The organism is Flammeovirgaceae bacterium SG7u.111, assembly GCA_034044135.1.
Lineage (GTDB): Bacteria > Bacteroidota > Bacteroidia > Cytophagales > Flammeovirgaceae.
Genome location: CP139021.1, coordinates 2,210,765 through 2,226,279, shown reverse-complemented (window position 1 = coordinate 2,226,279; position 15,515 = coordinate 2,210,765). Strand labels below are relative to the sequence as shown.

At 40.8% G+C, this 15,515-nt stretch carries 14 protein-coding genes; 8 read left to right on the top strand and 6 right to left on the bottom strand.

The features are described from left to right. The first annotated feature begins 37 nt into the window (after positions 1-37). Positions 38-742 carry an IS1 family transposase gene (locus R9C00_08750; GenBank protein ID WPO37536.1) on the top strand — a complete coding sequence of 235 codons (705 nt, stop codon included), beginning with the start codon at positions 38-40 and terminating at the stop codon, positions 740-742. A gap of 26 nt (positions 743-768) precedes the next feature. Here the strand turns inward: R9C00_08750 and R9C00_08745 are convergent, their stop codons facing one another. Together R9C00_08745 and R9C00_08740 are read right to left on the bottom strand one after the other, a co-directional pair. After that, positions 769-4,227 (bottom strand): two-component regulator propeller domain-containing protein, encoded by a 3,459-nt coding sequence (locus R9C00_08745; protein WPO37535.1) that lies wholly within the window; start codon positions 4,225-4,227, stop codon positions 769-771. Between the two features lie 103 nt (positions 4,228-4,330). Continuing rightward, positions 4,331-5,113, bottom strand: a complete 783-nt coding sequence (locus R9C00_08740; GenBank protein WPO37534.1) for an IS5 family transposase — start codon at positions 5,111-5,113, stop codon at positions 4,331-4,333. A 436-nt stretch (positions 5,114-5,549) separates the two neighbouring features. Here R9C00_08740 and R9C00_08735 point away from each other — a divergent pair, with 436 nt between their 5' ends. Further along, entirely contained in the window at positions 5,550-6,338 is a 789-nt protein-coding gene (locus R9C00_08735; GenBank protein ID WPO37533.1) for an IS5 family transposase, read from the top strand. 74 nt (positions 6,339-6,412) lie between these two features. On the opposite strand, the gene R9C00_08730 is transcribed toward R9C00_08735, so the two are convergent. Then, the gene (locus R9C00_08730; protein ID WPO37532.1) at positions 6,413-6,757 is read right to left on the bottom strand and encodes an integrase core domain-containing protein; all 345 of its coding nucleotides are present in this window, start codon (positions 6,755-6,757) and stop codon (positions 6,413-6,415) included. A 416-nt stretch (positions 6,758-7,173) separates the two neighbouring features. Here R9C00_08730 and R9C00_08725 point away from each other — a divergent pair, with 416 nt between their 5' ends. The 3 genes from R9C00_08725 (at position 7,174) to R9C00_08715 (ending at position 10,757) form a co-directional block, all read left to right on the top strand. Beyond that, positions 7,174-8,457 (top strand): serine hydrolase, encoded by a 1,284-nt coding sequence (locus R9C00_08725; protein ID WPO37531.1) that lies wholly within the window; start codon positions 7,174-7,176, stop codon positions 8,455-8,457. A gap of 115 nt (positions 8,458-8,572) precedes the next feature. Next, on the top strand, positions 8,573-9,619 hold the full coding sequence (locus tag R9C00_08720; GenBank protein ID WPO37530.1) for a nucleoside hydrolase: 1,047 nt from the start codon (positions 8,573-8,575) through the stop codon (positions 9,617-9,619). 13 nt (positions 9,620-9,632) lie between these two features. Then, positions 9,633-10,757, top strand: coding sequence for a glycosyltransferase family 4 protein (locus R9C00_08715; GenBank protein ID WPO37529.1), 1,125 nt, complete (start codon positions 9,633-9,635; stop codon positions 10,755-10,757). Here the strand turns inward: R9C00_08715 and R9C00_08710 are convergent. Further along, entirely contained in the window at positions 10,749-11,537 is a 789-nt protein-coding gene (locus R9C00_08710) for a glycosyltransferase family 2 protein (GenBank protein WPO37528.1), read from the bottom strand. The two genes, R9C00_08715 and R9C00_08710, sit on opposite strands and share 9 nt — an antisense overlap. 108 nt (positions 11,538-11,645) lie before the next feature. Here R9C00_08710 and rpiB point away from each other — a divergent pair, with 108 nt between their 5' ends. Continuing rightward, entirely contained in the window at positions 11,646-12,074 is a 429-nt protein-coding gene (gene rpiB, locus R9C00_08705; GenBank protein WPO37527.1) for a ribose 5-phosphate isomerase B, read from the top strand. Between the two features lie 173 nt (positions 12,075-12,247). Next, complete coding sequence (rfbA, locus tag R9C00_08700) at positions 12,248-13,114, top strand: glucose-1-phosphate thymidylyltransferase RfbA (GenBank protein WPO37526.1); 867 nt, start codon at positions 12,248-12,250, stop codon at positions 13,112-13,114. 149 nt (positions 13,115-13,263) lie between these two features. Here the strand turns inward: rfbA and R9C00_08695 are convergent, their stop codons facing one another. After that, positions 13,264-13,872: a T9SS type A sorting domain-containing protein gene (locus tag R9C00_08695; protein WPO37525.1), complete on the bottom strand. Its 609-nt coding sequence runs from the start codon at positions 13,870-13,872 to the stop codon at positions 13,264-13,266. Between the two features lie 265 nt (positions 13,873-14,137). Between R9C00_08695 and R9C00_08690 the strand changes: the two genes are divergently transcribed. Then, positions 14,138-14,950, top strand: a complete 813-nt coding sequence (locus R9C00_08690; protein ID WPO37524.1) for a hypothetical protein — start codon at positions 14,138-14,140, stop codon at positions 14,948-14,950. A 55-nt stretch (positions 14,951-15,005) separates the two neighbouring features. On the opposite strand, the gene R9C00_08685 is transcribed toward R9C00_08690, so the two are convergent. After that, positions 15,006-15,515: a hypothetical protein gene (locus R9C00_08685; protein ID WPO37523.1), complete on the bottom strand. Its 510-nt coding sequence runs from the start codon at positions 15,513-15,515 to the stop codon at positions 15,006-15,008.

The window sequence follows — 15,515 nt, the reverse complement described above, 5'->3', positions numbered from 1 at the left end:
GGTTGCAAAAGGCAATGGAAATATGGAAAATTGTTGAATGTGCGAAATTACAACAAAAGTCCATTGTCCCCATTGCCATAGGGCCAATGTAGTAAAAAATGGCAAATCCCGTGCAGGTATCCAACGGTTCATGTGCAGGGGCTGTGGCAAGCACTTCCAGCATGGATACCTTTATTGGGGCGCAAGCCCCCTTGTCAAACGGTTGGCAACAAGGATGTTGGGCAGGTGCAACGGTATCAGGGACTGTGCCGAGATATTGCATATCAGCAAGCAATGTGTGTCGAACTGCTTGTCGGGCATGTTCCAGGACACCGACCCGCCCGATGTGTCGGGGCGCCACCAGAAGGTGCGGATAGACGAGTTTTGGACATATGTGGGCAGAAAGAAAAATAAACGCTGGCTGTTATATGCCTATGGCCCGGGCAGTAAGCAGATATTGACATGGCAGTGGGGGAAAAGGGACACGGGGACGACAAGGTCGCTCTATGGGCGGTTGGAAAATGCCGACATCGATTGGTTCTGTACCGATGACTGGAAAGCGTTCGCCAAGGTATTGCCCTATACTAAGCACCTGATAGGCAAAAGCTTCACCAAGGATATCGAAGGGGTCAACACGTCTTTAAGGGCAAGGAACAAAAGAACCGTCAGGAGGACGACATGTTTTTCAAAGAAAAACAAGTTCCATGAGATGGCAATGAAAATGGTTATATTGAACAGAAACCATACACATCAGATCTTGTAGGACACTACCAAAATACTTATACCATCTCAAAGCTTTATACCAACTACAGCAATATCGTCCCTTTGAGGTTCATCCCCCATAAACTCTACTAGGAATTGATTTAATCTTTCCTTCTGTTTTGAAAGAGGAAGCCCTTTTCCATTTTCTAATTGTTCGTTAAACCTTTTTCTACCTAATCTTCTCCTATCAGAAGCACGATGCTGGTCTATATACCCATCGGTTGTGAGGTAAATGGTTGATCCTTTTTCAAATTCCAACTCTTCAGATGTAAAGGAAACCTTCTCTACCTTACTCCCTCCCACAGACATTCTACTACTCACAAATTCTTCTATGCCTACTCCATTGGGCTGGCGTACAAACAAAGAGCTTTTGGCTCCAGCAAAAACCAACTTAGGGTTTTCGGTATTTTTATAGATGGCGCACAAAGCCATATCCATCCCATCTCGGTTATATGTTGTTTCTTGCCTCAATGCCTTCACAATCTCATGATGAAGGTTTGCTAGGACCATAGCAGGCTCAGTTATTTTCATTTCACCTACTATTCTACTGAGCAACGAACTCCCTATCATACTCATAAATGCCCCTGGAACTCCATGTCCCGTACAATCAACTACGGCAATAAAAGTAATTTCTTCACCCTCATACATCCAATAGAAGTCTCCTGAGACCACGTCTCGAGGACGGAATAGAACAAAATGGTCATCAAATTGGCGAGATAGTTCTTCATCCATGGGCAAAATTGCTTCTTGAATACGTTGGGCATAATTAATACTAGAAGTAATCAATTCATTTTTTTGAGAAATTGCCTCATTGGCATTTTGCAAGTAATCACGCTGCTGTTCCAGCTCTTCCGCCTGTTGTGCCATTTCCTCGTTCCGAACATGTATTTCCTCGTTAGCTTTCTGTAATTCTGTAGTTCGTTCTGTTACTTTTTTCTCTAAAAGCTTTTTCTGCTGCTTCAGCGCATATGTTCTATAACGATAAAAGCCCACTGATCCACCCACAACCAACACTGCGGCTATCAATCGAAACCACCAAGTTTCCCACCATGGAGGGAGCATCGTAACTTTAAGGGAAACCCCTGCATCACTCCATACACCATCGTTATTCGTCCCATCAACCTTAAACACATATTCTCCACTAGGAATGTTTGAATAAGTAACAGCACGGACAGATGCATCTACTACTTTCCAGTCTTTATCAAAGCCCTCTAGTTTATATTTGTACTTATTATTTTGAGGAGCGACATAGTGAAGTCCCGTAAAATAAAATGAGAAAATATCAATTTTATGATGAAGCTCTAACTCTTGTACTTCTTGAATCGGCTTTTCAAGCAACACCTCTCCTTCTACATTTTCACCTACTCCCACTTCATTTCCAAAAACCTCAAATTCCGTCATTAAAATATTGGGTTTATAAGGATTTGGTTTTACATTTTTAGGTTGAAAGGAGTTGAACCCATTTATACCCCCAAATAAGATTTCTCCAGAAGGACTAACCGCTATTGAGTGATAATTATACTCACGGCTCTGAACATTATTGGACTTATCATAGTGATGAACAACAAAAGATTCAGGAGTCTCAATTATCCCCTCAAACTTATAAAGCCCGTTGCTTGAACTTAGCCACAAATTCCCTTCATGATCTTCAGCCGCTTCCAAATAGCTCACCTTTTTAGGCAGGTTCTTACCTTCATCAATCTTAAGAATTTCTTTCGTATCCAAATCTACCCGGATAAGGTACTCGGAATTTATAGAAGCCCATAAAAAACCTTTGCTATCTACCATCACAAAATCAGTCGTATTGATACGGTCTCCTTCAACTTCGGTGATCATATCAAACTCATTGGTTTTTCTATTCAAGATAAACACCCCTCTTGTCCCAAAAACCAATTTATCATCAGGAGCATGGCAAACATCCTTTATCCTCAACCTATCTGGCGCATTCGAATAGTCTGGATTGTTGGGGTTAACCAGCGTAAATATTTCTTTCTGTTTATCAAAAGTAAAAAGCTGGTCGGTAGTAGCAACCCATAGCAAATCATCATCTATGTTATCTGGAAACACACAATAGATAGTTTCATCGCCTTTACCCTTAGGGTATTTATCTGTAGTAAGATAATTCTTGAATTGATTTGTATAAGGATTGTATTTACTCATCCCTCCTCTGTAAGTTCCAAACCAAACTACTCCCCTTCCATCAATATGGATATCCTTAATATTATTCGATCTTGGAGTATTGTTATCGTCTGGATCAAACCTAAAATAGGTAAACTTACCCGTATTTCGGTTTAGGAAATTCAGTCCTCCATTTTCTGTACCTACCCAAATATCTTCATTCTTATCAAAAGCTAGGGAATAAACACTTTTATCGTTTAGAAAATATTCGCTTGGTATTTTGCTGTAGTCATAGCGAACAATTCCTGAAGAATTCAAATTTGTATAAGAAACACCTCCAGCGATGGTTCCAAGCCACAAACCCTCTTGGTTATCAACCATCATGGTCTGAATCGAATTATGGCTTAACGTTGACATTGGGTGTTCGGCGTAGGCATAACGTCTGAAAGTTTCAGCCTCCTTATCGAACAGGTACAAACCTGCCTGAGTGCCAAACCAAAAGTTTCCTTGGCTATCTTCAACAATCCCTCTGACCCTGCCAGATTCTTTCCTTTCTTTCTCTGGCATGTACCTTTTGAAGGTACCAGATTCATAATCATATTTTGATGCGCCATTATTATTATGACCTACCCAAATATTCCCTTCTTTATCTTCATACAACCTCTCTATTCGGTTTTCACCAAGAGTAGTTGGATCTGTTGGCAAGCTTGTATAATGATAAAAAACACCTTCTTCAGCACTATAACGCCCTACTCCATTTTTTAAATAACCAAACCAAACATCATCATTGGATGCTACAACGAGCTTAAACAGCGAACCTTCTTTGGGCGCTTTTGGGTAATCATCTTCTTGAGTAAACAATTCAGGCTTTTGCGTATTTGGGTCATACTTCAAAATCCCACGATTTGTTGAAAACCATAGACAGCCCTTACTGTCCTCACCAACCTCGCTACATTGGGTAACCAGATTCTTTTCAAGTACATTGAAAGTTACAAACTGGTCTTTTACCCAGTCAAAATAACAAATACCATATCTTCCAACTGCCCAAAGTGTACCCCTTGAATCACTAAAAATATCTCGTGATTCATCAAAGTCGACAAAAGTCGAATCTGCCTCCCTATAAAACTGCGTGTAGGACTTTACAGAATAACCATCAAAACGGGAGATGTCTTTTCGAGTGCCTATCCAAATAAATCCATATTTATCCTGTCCAAGCCCACGTACCCTATTGTTAGCTATTCCATCATCAATTGTAATATACTTGAACCTTAACTGCTCATGAATTCTATTGCTCAGCTGACCATAAGCGTCTGTACAAAACAATAAATACAAGAATACTCCAATTAAAAATCTTTGTGAGCTAATCATTGATATAGTCTATTTCATTTTCATTAAATACCTATATAAAAGAACAAAATTATTCTAACACATATTGCACAAACAAGAAAGCATTAGATCATGTTTAAAAATTTTAAATAGGCATTTTTTTGATCCTATTAAGTATTATTTGGCAGTTTTGCCATAAAACCCAAGCTTCTTGGCTTTTGGTAGTTTTTTCATAGTCTTTGGACAGCCTCCGGAAGAAATTGAACGTGCCGAATGTCCTCTCGGTGACCCATCTCCACTTGATGGGCACAAAGCCCCTGGGGGTTGGGGGACAAGAGGATATCTCGACCTCTACGCCCCTTATGTTGTCCTCTACCCATCCGGTGAACTTCTTTTTATAGGCCTGGTCTGCCAGGATCTTTTCCATCCTGTGCAGGTAGCCCAAGAGGGGCTCCACCACCCGTTGCCCTATCGTGCCGTCATGCTCGTTGGCGCCAGTGGCGACCACTCCCCATACCAGCCCGAGCGTATCGGTGATGACGTGCCTTTTTCTCCCGTTCACCTTCTTGTTGCCGTCCAGCCCCGTGTCCTGCCCGATAAAAGGCGCGCACTTTACCGACTGGCTATCAATGGAAAGCATGCTCGGGGTCGCCTTCTTGCCCTTCCTCTTGCGCTCTAGTTGGTTGAGTGCCGCGTTCAGCCGAAAAAGCGTGTTGTCCCCCTGCCACTTGCGGAAATAATAGTATACCACATTCCAAGGAGGGCGTCCCTCGCCCGAGAGGCTGCGCCACTGCTGTCCGCTGCGCATGCAGTACAAGATCGAGTCCACCACGTCCCTGAGGTCATATTTGCGTTTCCTTTCCACGGGAAGATATTCTTTTATATATTGCCATTGCCGGGAGGTCAAGCGGGTATATCCTGTTTCCATAAACTTTGTTGTTTCGTCACTACAAAGTTTTAGCCTGCCCGGCTCTTTTCAAAATTTAAACATGCTCTTAGCAGAAATATATATATTAACTATTATTGGCAAAATATCATAGCAAATCACCCAATTAAAACATTTGCATAAGTTTGCTATAAAACAAAGCAACAAGAATATTTATAATGTTATCGGATTAAAAATACATAAACCTGCTATGATTTACACTTTCCCAAAGCACATCATTAACTAAACTAACATCAACCTGACTTAGAACCATCCATTTTCACTTACTCTCTTTTCTAGTAGTTCTAACTAACTTTCAGCTAAAAATACTCTTCTAAGCAACAATAAAGATAGTTTATAAAAGTCTCCTAAGAGCATGTTTAAATTTTGAAAAAAGCTAGGCAGCCCAAAACTTTGTAGTGACCAAACAACAAAGTTTATGGAAACCGACCAAAGCCGATTGACTGCCCAGCAATGGGAATATATCAAAGAATGCCTACCTGTGCAAAGAAAGCGTAAATATGATTTGCGCGACGTGGTGGATGGCATATTTTATATCTTGCGCACGGGGATGCAATGGCGGAACCTCTCCGGTGGATACCCCCCATGGCAGAGTGTCTATTATTATTTCCGCAGATGGAAACAGGACAACACCTTGGAGCGTATCAACGCCCAGTTGAACAAGAAATGGAGAGTGGGGGAAAACAAAAAGGAGACCCCCAGTATGCTATCCATTGACAGCCAGTCGGTAAGGTGTGCGCCTTTCATAGGCCAGGACACCGGCATAGACGGCAACAAGAAGGTGGACGGCAGGAAAAGGCACGTGGTCACCGACACGTTGGGGTTGGTATGGGGCGTGCTCGCCGGCCCGGCCAACGAGCCTGATGGGGCGGCAGGGCAACGGGTGGCCGACCCCTTGCTGGGCTACCTGGATAGGATTAAGAAGATACTGGCCGACCATGCCTACAAAGAAGGCTTCATGGGCTGGGTGGAGGAAAATATCAGGGGTGTGGGGGTCGAGATTTCCTCTTGCCCACCGACCGCCAAGGGCTTCGTGCCCATCAAGTGGAGGTGGGTCACGGAAAGGACTTTCGGGACGCTCAATTTCTTCAGGAGGCTGTCCAAGGACTATGAAAAGACCACAAAAAGCCAAGAAGCTTGGGTGCTATGGCAAAACTGCCAAATAATACTCAACAGGCTCAAAAGAAAACATGAATTAAATTTTTAAACATGCTCTAACTTTAAGAATTCCGGTTTTAGATTCATGCTAAAAATGCTCTTTCCGCTTAAAAACTGAACTGGTCATGCAGCGGTTTTAAAGTTATAAAATTCATTCGGTGTTTTCATATCCAATGCCGAATGTGGCGCATATTGGTTGTATTCATCTATCCATCCCCGTATCTGGCTATATATCATTTCAGGATTGTCCAGACAGCTCTCATATACGTAATCTCTTTTGAAAGTGCCATTAAAAGCCTCGCACATGCCATTTGACTGCGGAGAGTAAACGGGTGTGCTGCAATCGGCAATATGCCATAACGCGATCTGCTTTCTTAGGTTATTCTCTATATACTCAGGCCCGTTGTCATGCAAGAATTGGAACTGTTGGGATAGCGATTCGACTTCTTGTTTCTCTGTGCGTCCCATTCCAACTTTTTTTTAAGGATCTTGATATCCAGCGTAGCCTCTCCCAAAGCTTTCTTGAGTTCTTCGTTCTGTCTTCTGAGCATCTCCAGCTCGGACTTGGAATGTAGTTCCCCATCATTTTTGATTCCCATGACGGCCCCTGATTTTGCGTCTGAACGCCATTTGTAAAGTTGGCTGGCGATTAACCCGTACCTGCGGCAGTACTCGGGGCAAGATAGCCCGGAATCTTCCCAATCCTCAACAATGGTGGCTTTTTGTGCCGAGCTTAGGACCCTTCTGCCACTTGCTGTCCTGCGGGCATTCTTCAGTAGATCGTCTATCATTATCGTTCTGGTTTTAGGCTACTAAACCAGTCCAACTTTTTAAGCGGTTAGGAACAAAAACACTATTTTGGTGGAATTAAAACCAACCACATTATGAAACTAATTATTTACCCAGCTACATTTCTCCTATTTCTGTGCTTCTATCCGTTACTTTTTGCTCAAGACAGTTTGCAAAACCCTACTCTTTTAGTCGGTATGGACACCACATTTCTCAGCCAAAAAATAGATTCTATTGTTGAGCTGGGATTAAGTGAAGAGGCATTTCCAGGTTGCCAAGTGTTGGTAGCAAGGAATGGGGAAACCGTATTTCAAAAAGCATATGGCTTCCACACATATGAACAAAATCTGGCAGTCGAACTGAACCACTTGTACGACCTAGCATCTATCAGCAAAATCAGCGCAGCACTCCCTTTGCTCATGCAACTTTATGAGGAAGAAAAAATCAAGCTTGACGAGCCTTTTGCCACTTATTGGGATGACTTCCAAGGGACGGATAAAGAAAAAATGACGGTAAGGGAAGTGTTGGCGCATCAAGCACAACTAAAACCTTACATCGTATACTGGGCAAACGCAGTCAAGAAAAATGGCAAATTCAAATGGCGAACATTTAAAGAAAAGCCTAAGAAAAAGTATTCTGTTAAAGTGAGCGACAGTCTTTTTCTACATGAAAAATATAGAAAGAAAATTTACAAAGCAATTAAGAAATCGGCACTAGAACCTGTTCGTGAATACAAATATTCAGGCCTTTCCTTTTTGCTCTATCCTCAAATTATTGAAAACTTAACGGGACAGGAGATGGAGTCTCGCGTGAGGGAACGATTTTACGGTCCGCTTGGGGCAGACCGACTGACCTTTAACCCTTGGAATAAATTCCCAATGGAAGAGATTGTCCCTTCCGAATTCGATTCAGTATTTAGGAAAAGGCTTGTTCAAGGTTACGTACACGACGAAGCGGCAGCGATGCTTGGCGGTGTCTCGGGAAATGCAGGGCTCTTCGCCAATGCTGAAAGCTTAGCCAAGCTTATTCAAATGTACCTAAATGGTGGCGAATATGAAGGTAAGCGTTATTTGAAAGAAGAAACGCTCCAAGAATTTACCAGCTACCAATTCAAAGATGAAGGGAGCAGGAGAGGCTTGGGCTTCGATAAGCCAAGATTGGAAGATTTGGAAAATGGTTTTCCTGCCGTTGCCGCCAGCGAAAGAAGCTTTGGGCACTCGGGTTTCACAGGCACATTCACCTGGGCTGATCCTGAAAATGGTTTGCTACTTGTCTTCCTCTCCAACAGGGTCTACCCTACCCGAACCAACCGCAAAACGTATCAACTCGAAATTTACCAGCAAATCCACGAGGCTATGTACGAGGCAATAAAGGAATAAAGCAGTAATTTTCACCAACCAGAAAAATTTCCGATGTAAAATCTGTTTTTGTCGATGGCGAATTCCGTAGGTTTGTACCGAAGACTAAAAGCATGTTATAAACATGAAAAACAATATGAAACGATCCACATTCACATCACTTTTTCTTAGCCTATTTTTATCCCTAATTTTCATTGGATGTTCAAAAAATGAACAAAAAAAAGAGGAGCAAGCACCACCTACGTTAGATCAAAGAGCTAAATCAACCAAAATACCCATTTTGATCGATACGGATGCAAACAACGAACTGGATGATCAGCATGCCTTGGCTTATGCGTTTTTTAACGGAGATGTATTTGATGTAGTTGGCGTAACGGTGAATGTAACCAATAACGGCGGGGGAATAGAAGAGCAATTCGAAGAGGCTGAACGGGTTATGCAGCTCTGCGGAGTAGAGGGTAAAATCCCATTGTATTCAGGTGCAAGTGCTTCTTTTGAAGAAATAAGAAGTTCGATAAACGACGCCAATTACGATGGAAGTGATGCAGTAGAATTTATCATTGCCGAAGCAAGAAAGCTTCGCAAGCAAAAATTAGTTCTACTGCCAGTGGGCAAGTTGACCAACATCGCTTTGGCACTAATAAAAGCTCCCGATATAAAAGACAAGGTCAGAATTGTGTGGTTAGGCTCAAACTACCCTGAGCCAGGCGAATACAACCTTGAAAATGATATTCCTTCCATGAATTATATTTTAGACCAAGATGTGCCTTTTGAAATGGTAATGGTCCGCTATGGCAAATCAAGCGGTTCGGATGCCGTAAGAGCTACCCCTGCCGAAATTGCTGATAAAATGCCGGGTGCTGGTCCTACTTCAGAACCTATTGAAGGCAGGCATGGTGGTGCTTTCACCAACTTTGGCGACTATGCGGTAGACCTATTCGAACACATTGACCTGCATGGAAACCCTCCTTCAAGAGCACTTTTCGACATGGTAGCCGTAGCAATTGTAAAGAATCCTAGCTGGGGCGAGGCGAATGAAATCCCCGCACCGATAATGGTAGAAAAAAAATGGGAAGAACGCCCTGAAAATGAAAGGTCAATAATCATTTGGGAAAACTTTGACAGCCCTGCAATTACCGAAGATTTTTACGAAACTATGGCCGAACCGGTAATTGCAGAATAGATTAGCCCTCCTCATGAAAATCCTCTTTTTTACTCATTACAGCAAAATGCTTGGGGCAAACCGCTCAATGATCAACCTTATAGAAGGATTGAAAGAAAAGGGAATTTCATGTACTGTTTTTTGCCCCAACCACGATGAACTGGTCGATGCGTGTGAAAAGATTGGAGTGACTTGCAAAGTTCTTCCTTTTCATAATGACGTCTATTTTATGAAAGGTTTATCAAGAGCGAAGGGGCTAATTCGCCACTTCAAAAACTCGCTTGCTATAAATCGTATTGAAAAAGAGGTGAAAGTAGAAGCTCCTGATATTATCCATACAAATACTTCCGCTGTGTTTATGGGGGCTAAAATCGCCAAAAAACTTGGCGTTCCGCACATCTGGCATATTCGCGAATTTGGGATGGAAGATTACCAAATGAAACATAATTTGGGGAGCCAATATTTTTTTAATTTACTCAACACATCCCGTCATATCATCTGCATTTCAAAAGCGATAAAACAACACTTTTCCACCCAACTGAAAGCCCCTTCTTCTATTATTTACAACGGAGTTCTTTGGGAAAAAGAAATGAAGCCAGCACCATCTCCCCAATCAAACCCCATAGTCAACTTTCTCATAATAGGAGCGCTAAAACCCGAAAAAGGGCAAATGGAAGCCATTACTGCTTTCACAAAAGTGTATCAACGAAACCCAAACTGCGCCCTAACCATTGTAGGTGATAGCCCTGACAACTACATGGAGGTGTTAAAAAAACAAGCTAAGAAGCTAGGTGTGAGCGAACAGGTGAATTTTACAGGATATACCTCCAATCCAAGCCTCTATTACGAAACTGCTGATTGCCTCCTAATGTGTTCAAAAAACGAAGGAATGGGCAGGGTAACCGTCGAAGCAATGGCTAATGGAGTTCCTGTAATCGGCTACAATGGCGGAGCGACTCCTGAGTTAGTTGAAGAAGGAAGAAATGGGTTTCTTTACAAAAATGAAGAAGAGTTAGTTGAAAAAATGATGTTTTGCATGAACAACCCTTCTGCAAAAATAGAACTCGGGAAAAATGGGATTGCTCTAGCCAAAGAACAGTTCAGCATTGAAAAATATGCGGAAAAAGCACTTAAAATCTATAATCACGTATTAAGCTGACTTCGCTTTATTTTTCCATTGCATCAGTTTGTTAAAAACGAACTTGGGCAAAACCTTTTCTATCAAAATAATCAACCGCTGGATCGCTATCAGTTTTTTATAATACCTATCTATCTCGATACCATCTTCCCATTTTTTCACTGTTTTCCAGTTTTCCTCATACCCACGTATTACATGTTTCCTCGATAGCCCGCCCTCTTGATAACAAGTAACTTTTACATCTACATACTGAAAAGAACATCCTTTTTTATATTTCTCAAATATGAAATTAAAATCAGCGGCAACCTTAAACGCAGTATCAAAAGGACGCTGCTTCATCAGAGATGTTTTGGTAAAAACTGCTTGGTGAGAAAAAGACATTCCCCGCCACATCGTATCTAAAGGCAAGGCTTTCTTATGCTTGGTGAATGTGTCAAGTAACACATCATGATTGCCATAAACAAAATCAGGTCTCCCTTTTACCTGCGCAAAAAACTCATCAACAGTTGAGCTAGATGCGAACCAATCTCCACAGTTCATAAAATTGATATACTCGCCCGAAACTTTTTCAATGGCTTTGTTCATAGCAAAATAAACTCCCTCATCGGGTTCGCTTTCCCAATAACTCAACTTATCTGAGTAGCTTCCAATTATTTCCGCTGTCCCATCTGTCGAGCCTCCATCAATCACTATATATTCCATGTTGGAATATGTCTGGCTCAAAACACTATCCATCGTTTTCTGGATATGTTTTACATCATTATAGACTACTGTTACTACCGTAATGGTCAAATCATTCATTCTACTGGCCTTTCCTTTTGTTTATATATCCGAAAAGTGGATATATAATTTTATATGGAAGTAAATTTCTCTTTTTTTGTGGAAGATTTATTAAACCTTATTAAAAAAATGAAAATAGCATTAGGAAGCGATCACGCAGGTTTCACATACAAAGAAAAATTGATTGGATATCTGGAAGAGGCTGGGCATAGCGTAAAAAACTTTGGGACAGACAGCCCCGACTCAGTTGATTACCCTGATTTTGCACACCCTGTAGCATCTGCCGTAGAAGGAGGAGAATTTGACTTAGGCATTCTAGTTTGCGGAAGTGGCAATGGAGTAGCCATCACAGCGAATAAGCATCAAAATATTAGAGCAGCACTTTGCTGGAAAAAAGAGCTAGCAGAACTTGCCAGACAACACAACCATGCAAATGTTCTTTGTATCCCTGAAAGGTTTGTGAGCTGGGATGAAGCCAAAGGCATTGTTGAGGCATTCCTTACTACAGAAGTAGAACTAGGAAGGCATGAGCGAAGAGTAGGTAAGGTATCTTGTTAAATACGATGGATTAATTATTGCCTTTATTTAAGATGTTTAACAATTCTAAACAAAACTTGAAAACAGGTAACAGTTTCGCATTTAGAATGCTTATTTGCATAAACAAATCGTAGCTACACATTAATGCTATTGTACTTTACTAAAACTTATAACTTTTAACTAAACGAATCCAAATGAAAGGAATCATTTTAGCTGGCGGAAGCGGCACTAGACTTCATCCTCTCACATTATCGGTAAGTAAGCAACTGATGCCAGTTTACGACAAACCGATGATTTATTACCCACTTACCACACTAATGAATGCGGGTATTCGCGAAATATTAATCATTTCTACGCCAAGAGATCTCCCCCTTTTCAAAAACCTCTTAGGAGATGGTTCTGACCTAGGTTGTGAATTCCATTATGCTGTACAACCCAACCCTGAAGGCCTTGCACAAGCATTCATCATAGGAGAAGAATTTATCGGAAACGACAAAGTTGCTCTCGTTCTTGGAGATAATATATTTTACGGTTCTGGATTAGATGAATTGCTCCAATCTAAAAATGACCCTGAAGGAGGAGTAGTATTTGCCTACCACGTATCCGATCCTGAAAGATATGGTGTAGTTGAATTTGATGATACCCAAACGGCCATCAGCATTGAAGAAAAGCCTTTGAAGCCGAAATCTAACTATGCGGTACCAGGATTGTATTTCTACGATAACGATGTTGTTCAAATAGCAAAAAGCATCAAACCTTCACCAAGGGGAGAGTATGAAATCACAGATATAAACGATGTTTACCTCAAAGCAAAAAAACTACAAGTAGGTATTTTGAGCCGGGGCGTAGCATGGTTAGATACTGGAACATTTGATTCTTTGATGTCAGCCGCTCAGTTTGTACAAGTAATTGAGAAAAGGCAAGGGATGAAAATCGGTTCTCCTGAAGAGTCAGCATATAAAATGGGCTACATCAATGCCCCTCAGTTGAAAAAACTAGCCGAGCCACTTGTTAAATCTGGCTATGGAGCCTATTTGATGAGCTTATTAGAATACGAGTAAAAAAAGTATTCAAACATATAACTAAAGGGGTGGCTTTCAGCTACCCTTTTTTTGTATCTTTAAGTTTCTTAAAAAAACAAAAAGACTACCTAAAAAGGCAGTCCTTTGATTCTTCCCTTCCACTAAGAAAGGACTTATAAGACGTGTTTTTATAATTTGAAAGCATGCTCTTTTAGCTGATCTCCACAGCTAAGTCTCACTGTATAATTCCCTTTTTCCAGTTTATTTATATTATACAAAGTTGTATAATTTCTAGCATTGATTAGCTCACGGAACACACTTTTGGAATCTTCGTCTTCCACTACAATCAACACTGGACCTCTGGCAAATTCATAGGCAACCCTAAGTTTCTTTTCCAAAACGGGAGATACTTTAGCAACAAATTCTTCTTGCTCCCTCGCTCCCAGCTCAATGTAATGGCTTGCCGTGTAAGCTCCAGTAGTAATCTTTACCTTATAATTTCCTGCTCCAGAGTCTTCCAAATCATAGCTCTTTTTCATCGAGCTAGCATTTTTGAGCTTTTCGGCATAGAGCAACTTACCTGAGTCATTATATATTTCAATAGCAATAGGTTCTGTATCTTGTTTTTCATAGGCTATACGCACCTTGGTAGTGTTCACTACCGCATAAATACTGTAAGAAAGTTTCTCAGATTCAACATTAAACTCTCCTCCACCTTTAGGATTAAAAGGCTTGGCTATTGCGACCGTGATGCCAAACATCAGGGCAGCAGTTAAGATGGTTTTATACAAGTTCATAAAGCTACTGTAGTTAGAGAAAAAATTAATTTGACACACAAATCATAGTACCAACACCTATGCCATCAATACATAAAGACCTAATTAACAACTTCTTACAAACAAACATCTGCATTTCCCACACATCCTTCATTGTGCGGTTATGCACACAAATTGAAAATTCCGAACAAATGAGCAGCTGTATTTTGACTAAAACTCGCTTATTTAGAGCTTTCACAACAAACACTTATTAGAAAAGAATATTCCCTAGAAAACAAGGAAATTAATGAGGCTAAAAAAAGTAGTTTCCATAACCTTTGAAGTATTAAGTATCATTTTGCTGACCATTCTCACGCAAATTGGTGGTGTGGTTTATTTGCTGAGCTTGGTTTGGAGAAAAAAATGGAAAACCCGTTTTATTGGAAAGCCAGTCATCCTATTTCTTACCTTATACCTCATTTTCACTTTTCTAATCATTCCCTTTACCGCCCCATTTTTTGGCAGAGAAAAAGTAAAAAACACAGAAAGAATCAAGCCTACTAATTTCGTTACTGTTCTACTAAACAGGAACTATGTAAAACCAACCATAAACCAACTACTTGCCAATGTTGATAAAGTTTTGGCGGGGCAAGACAATGCTATTAATATTCGCTATTTGGATGCAAATTTCCCTTTTTACGACGGGTTTCCACTTCTTCCCCACCTCAGCCACAACGATGGGAAAAAGATTGATATCAGCTTAGTCTACGAAACACCAAAGAGTGAAATAACTTCCAAACAAAAGTCTTGGAGTGGCTATGGAATTTTTGAAGAACCTACAAAAAAGGAGCATGACCAGATTTCTTTCTGCAAAGAAAAAGGCTATTTCCAATATGACTTTCCAAAATATTTAACCTTTGGAAGAATCAACCCTGAACTCAACTTTTCAAAAGGGGGGACAAAAAAACTGGTAAAAAGCTTCTTGAGCTCAAGTTTGGTAGGCAAGATGTTTATTGAACCCCATTTAAAGAGTAGGCTTGGATTAAACGACAGCCGAATAAGATACCACGGGTGCAAAGCAGTAAGACACGATGATCATATCCATGTGCAGGTAAAATAAAAAAGCAGTACCAAAAGTGGCACTGCTCTGCATTATGTAATTGTGGTTAAGGTTATTATACATTCAAGTATTTAGCCATTTGGGCATAAATCACTTCTTTAAGCTTTTCAGGTTGCTTGCTACCTATGAAGTATTGCTCGCCATTTTTGAGCGTAATGGATAGCCCATTTCTTCCCATAAGAGAAAATTTATGTTCTTGATCTTCCATCGTTTCAAACTGGATATTCCATCCATTCAGCTTGGCAAGTAATGGAGTTTTCATCACTTCTATAGATTCAATCTCTTTAAGTTTAATTTTCTTTTTCTCCTTTTGGAAAGGTGATACACTGCAAAACACTTTTTTCTTGCTCACCTCAGTGGTAAGGCGCGAAGCTCTAATATACACCAATAAACCTGCTGCCACTATAATACCTAACCCGAGCACAAACGCCGGAACAGGTTGCTTTTCCGATTGGTGAATTACTGCATCGATATAGAAGAAAGAAGATGTAGCCAAAAGCAAACTAGCAAATACTGCCTGCAACTTCCCATATCTCTGTTCTTCTCTGTAAACTACATTTGCCAT

Bases quoted from the DNA above. Each gene is read 5' to 3' on its own strand.
- R9C00_08750 (WPO37536.1), top strand. From the start codon at position 38: ATGTGCGAAATTACAACAAAAGTCCATTGTCCCCATTGCCATAGGGCC.
- R9C00_08745 (WPO37535.1), bottom strand. From the start codon at position 4,227: ATGATTAGCTCACAAAGATTTTTAATTGGAGTATTCTTGTATTTATTG.
- R9C00_08740 (WPO37534.1), bottom strand. From the start codon at position 5,113: ATGGAAACAGGATATACCCGCTTGACCTCCCGGCAATGGCAATATATA.
- R9C00_08735 (WPO37533.1), top strand. From the start codon at position 5,550: ATGGAAACCGACCAAAGCCGATTGACTGCCCAGCAATGGGAATATATC.
- R9C00_08730 (WPO37532.1), bottom strand. From the start codon at position 6,757: ATGGGACGCACAGAGAAACAAGAAGTCGAATCGCTATCCCAACAGTTC.
- R9C00_08725 (WPO37531.1), top strand. From the start codon at position 7,174: ATGAAACTAATTATTTACCCAGCTACATTTCTCCTATTTCTGTGCTTC.
- R9C00_08720 (WPO37530.1), top strand. From the start codon at position 8,573: ATGAAACGATCCACATTCACATCACTTTTTCTTAGCCTATTTTTATCC.
- R9C00_08715 (WPO37529.1), top strand. From the start codon at position 9,633: ATGAAAATCCTCTTTTTTACTCATTACAGCAAAATGCTTGGGGCAAAC.
- R9C00_08710 (WPO37528.1), bottom strand. From the start codon at position 11,537: ATGAATGATTTGACCATTACGGTAGTAACAGTAGTCTATAATGATGTA.
- rpiB (WPO37527.1), top strand. From the start codon at position 11,646: ATGAAAATAGCATTAGGAAGCGATCACGCAGGTTTCACATACAAAGAA.
- rfbA (WPO37526.1), top strand. From the start codon at position 12,248: ATGAAAGGAATCATTTTAGCTGGCGGAAGCGGCACTAGACTTCATCCT.
- R9C00_08695 (WPO37525.1), bottom strand. From the start codon at position 13,872: ATGAACTTGTATAAAACCATCTTAACTGCTGCCCTGATGTTTGGCATC.
- R9C00_08690 (WPO37524.1), top strand. From the start codon at position 14,138: ATGAGGCTAAAAAAAGTAGTTTCCATAACCTTTGAAGTATTAAGTATC.
- R9C00_08685 (WPO37523.1), bottom strand. From the start codon at position 15,515: ATGGCAAATGTAGTTTACAGAGAAGAACAGAGATATGGGAAGTTGCAG.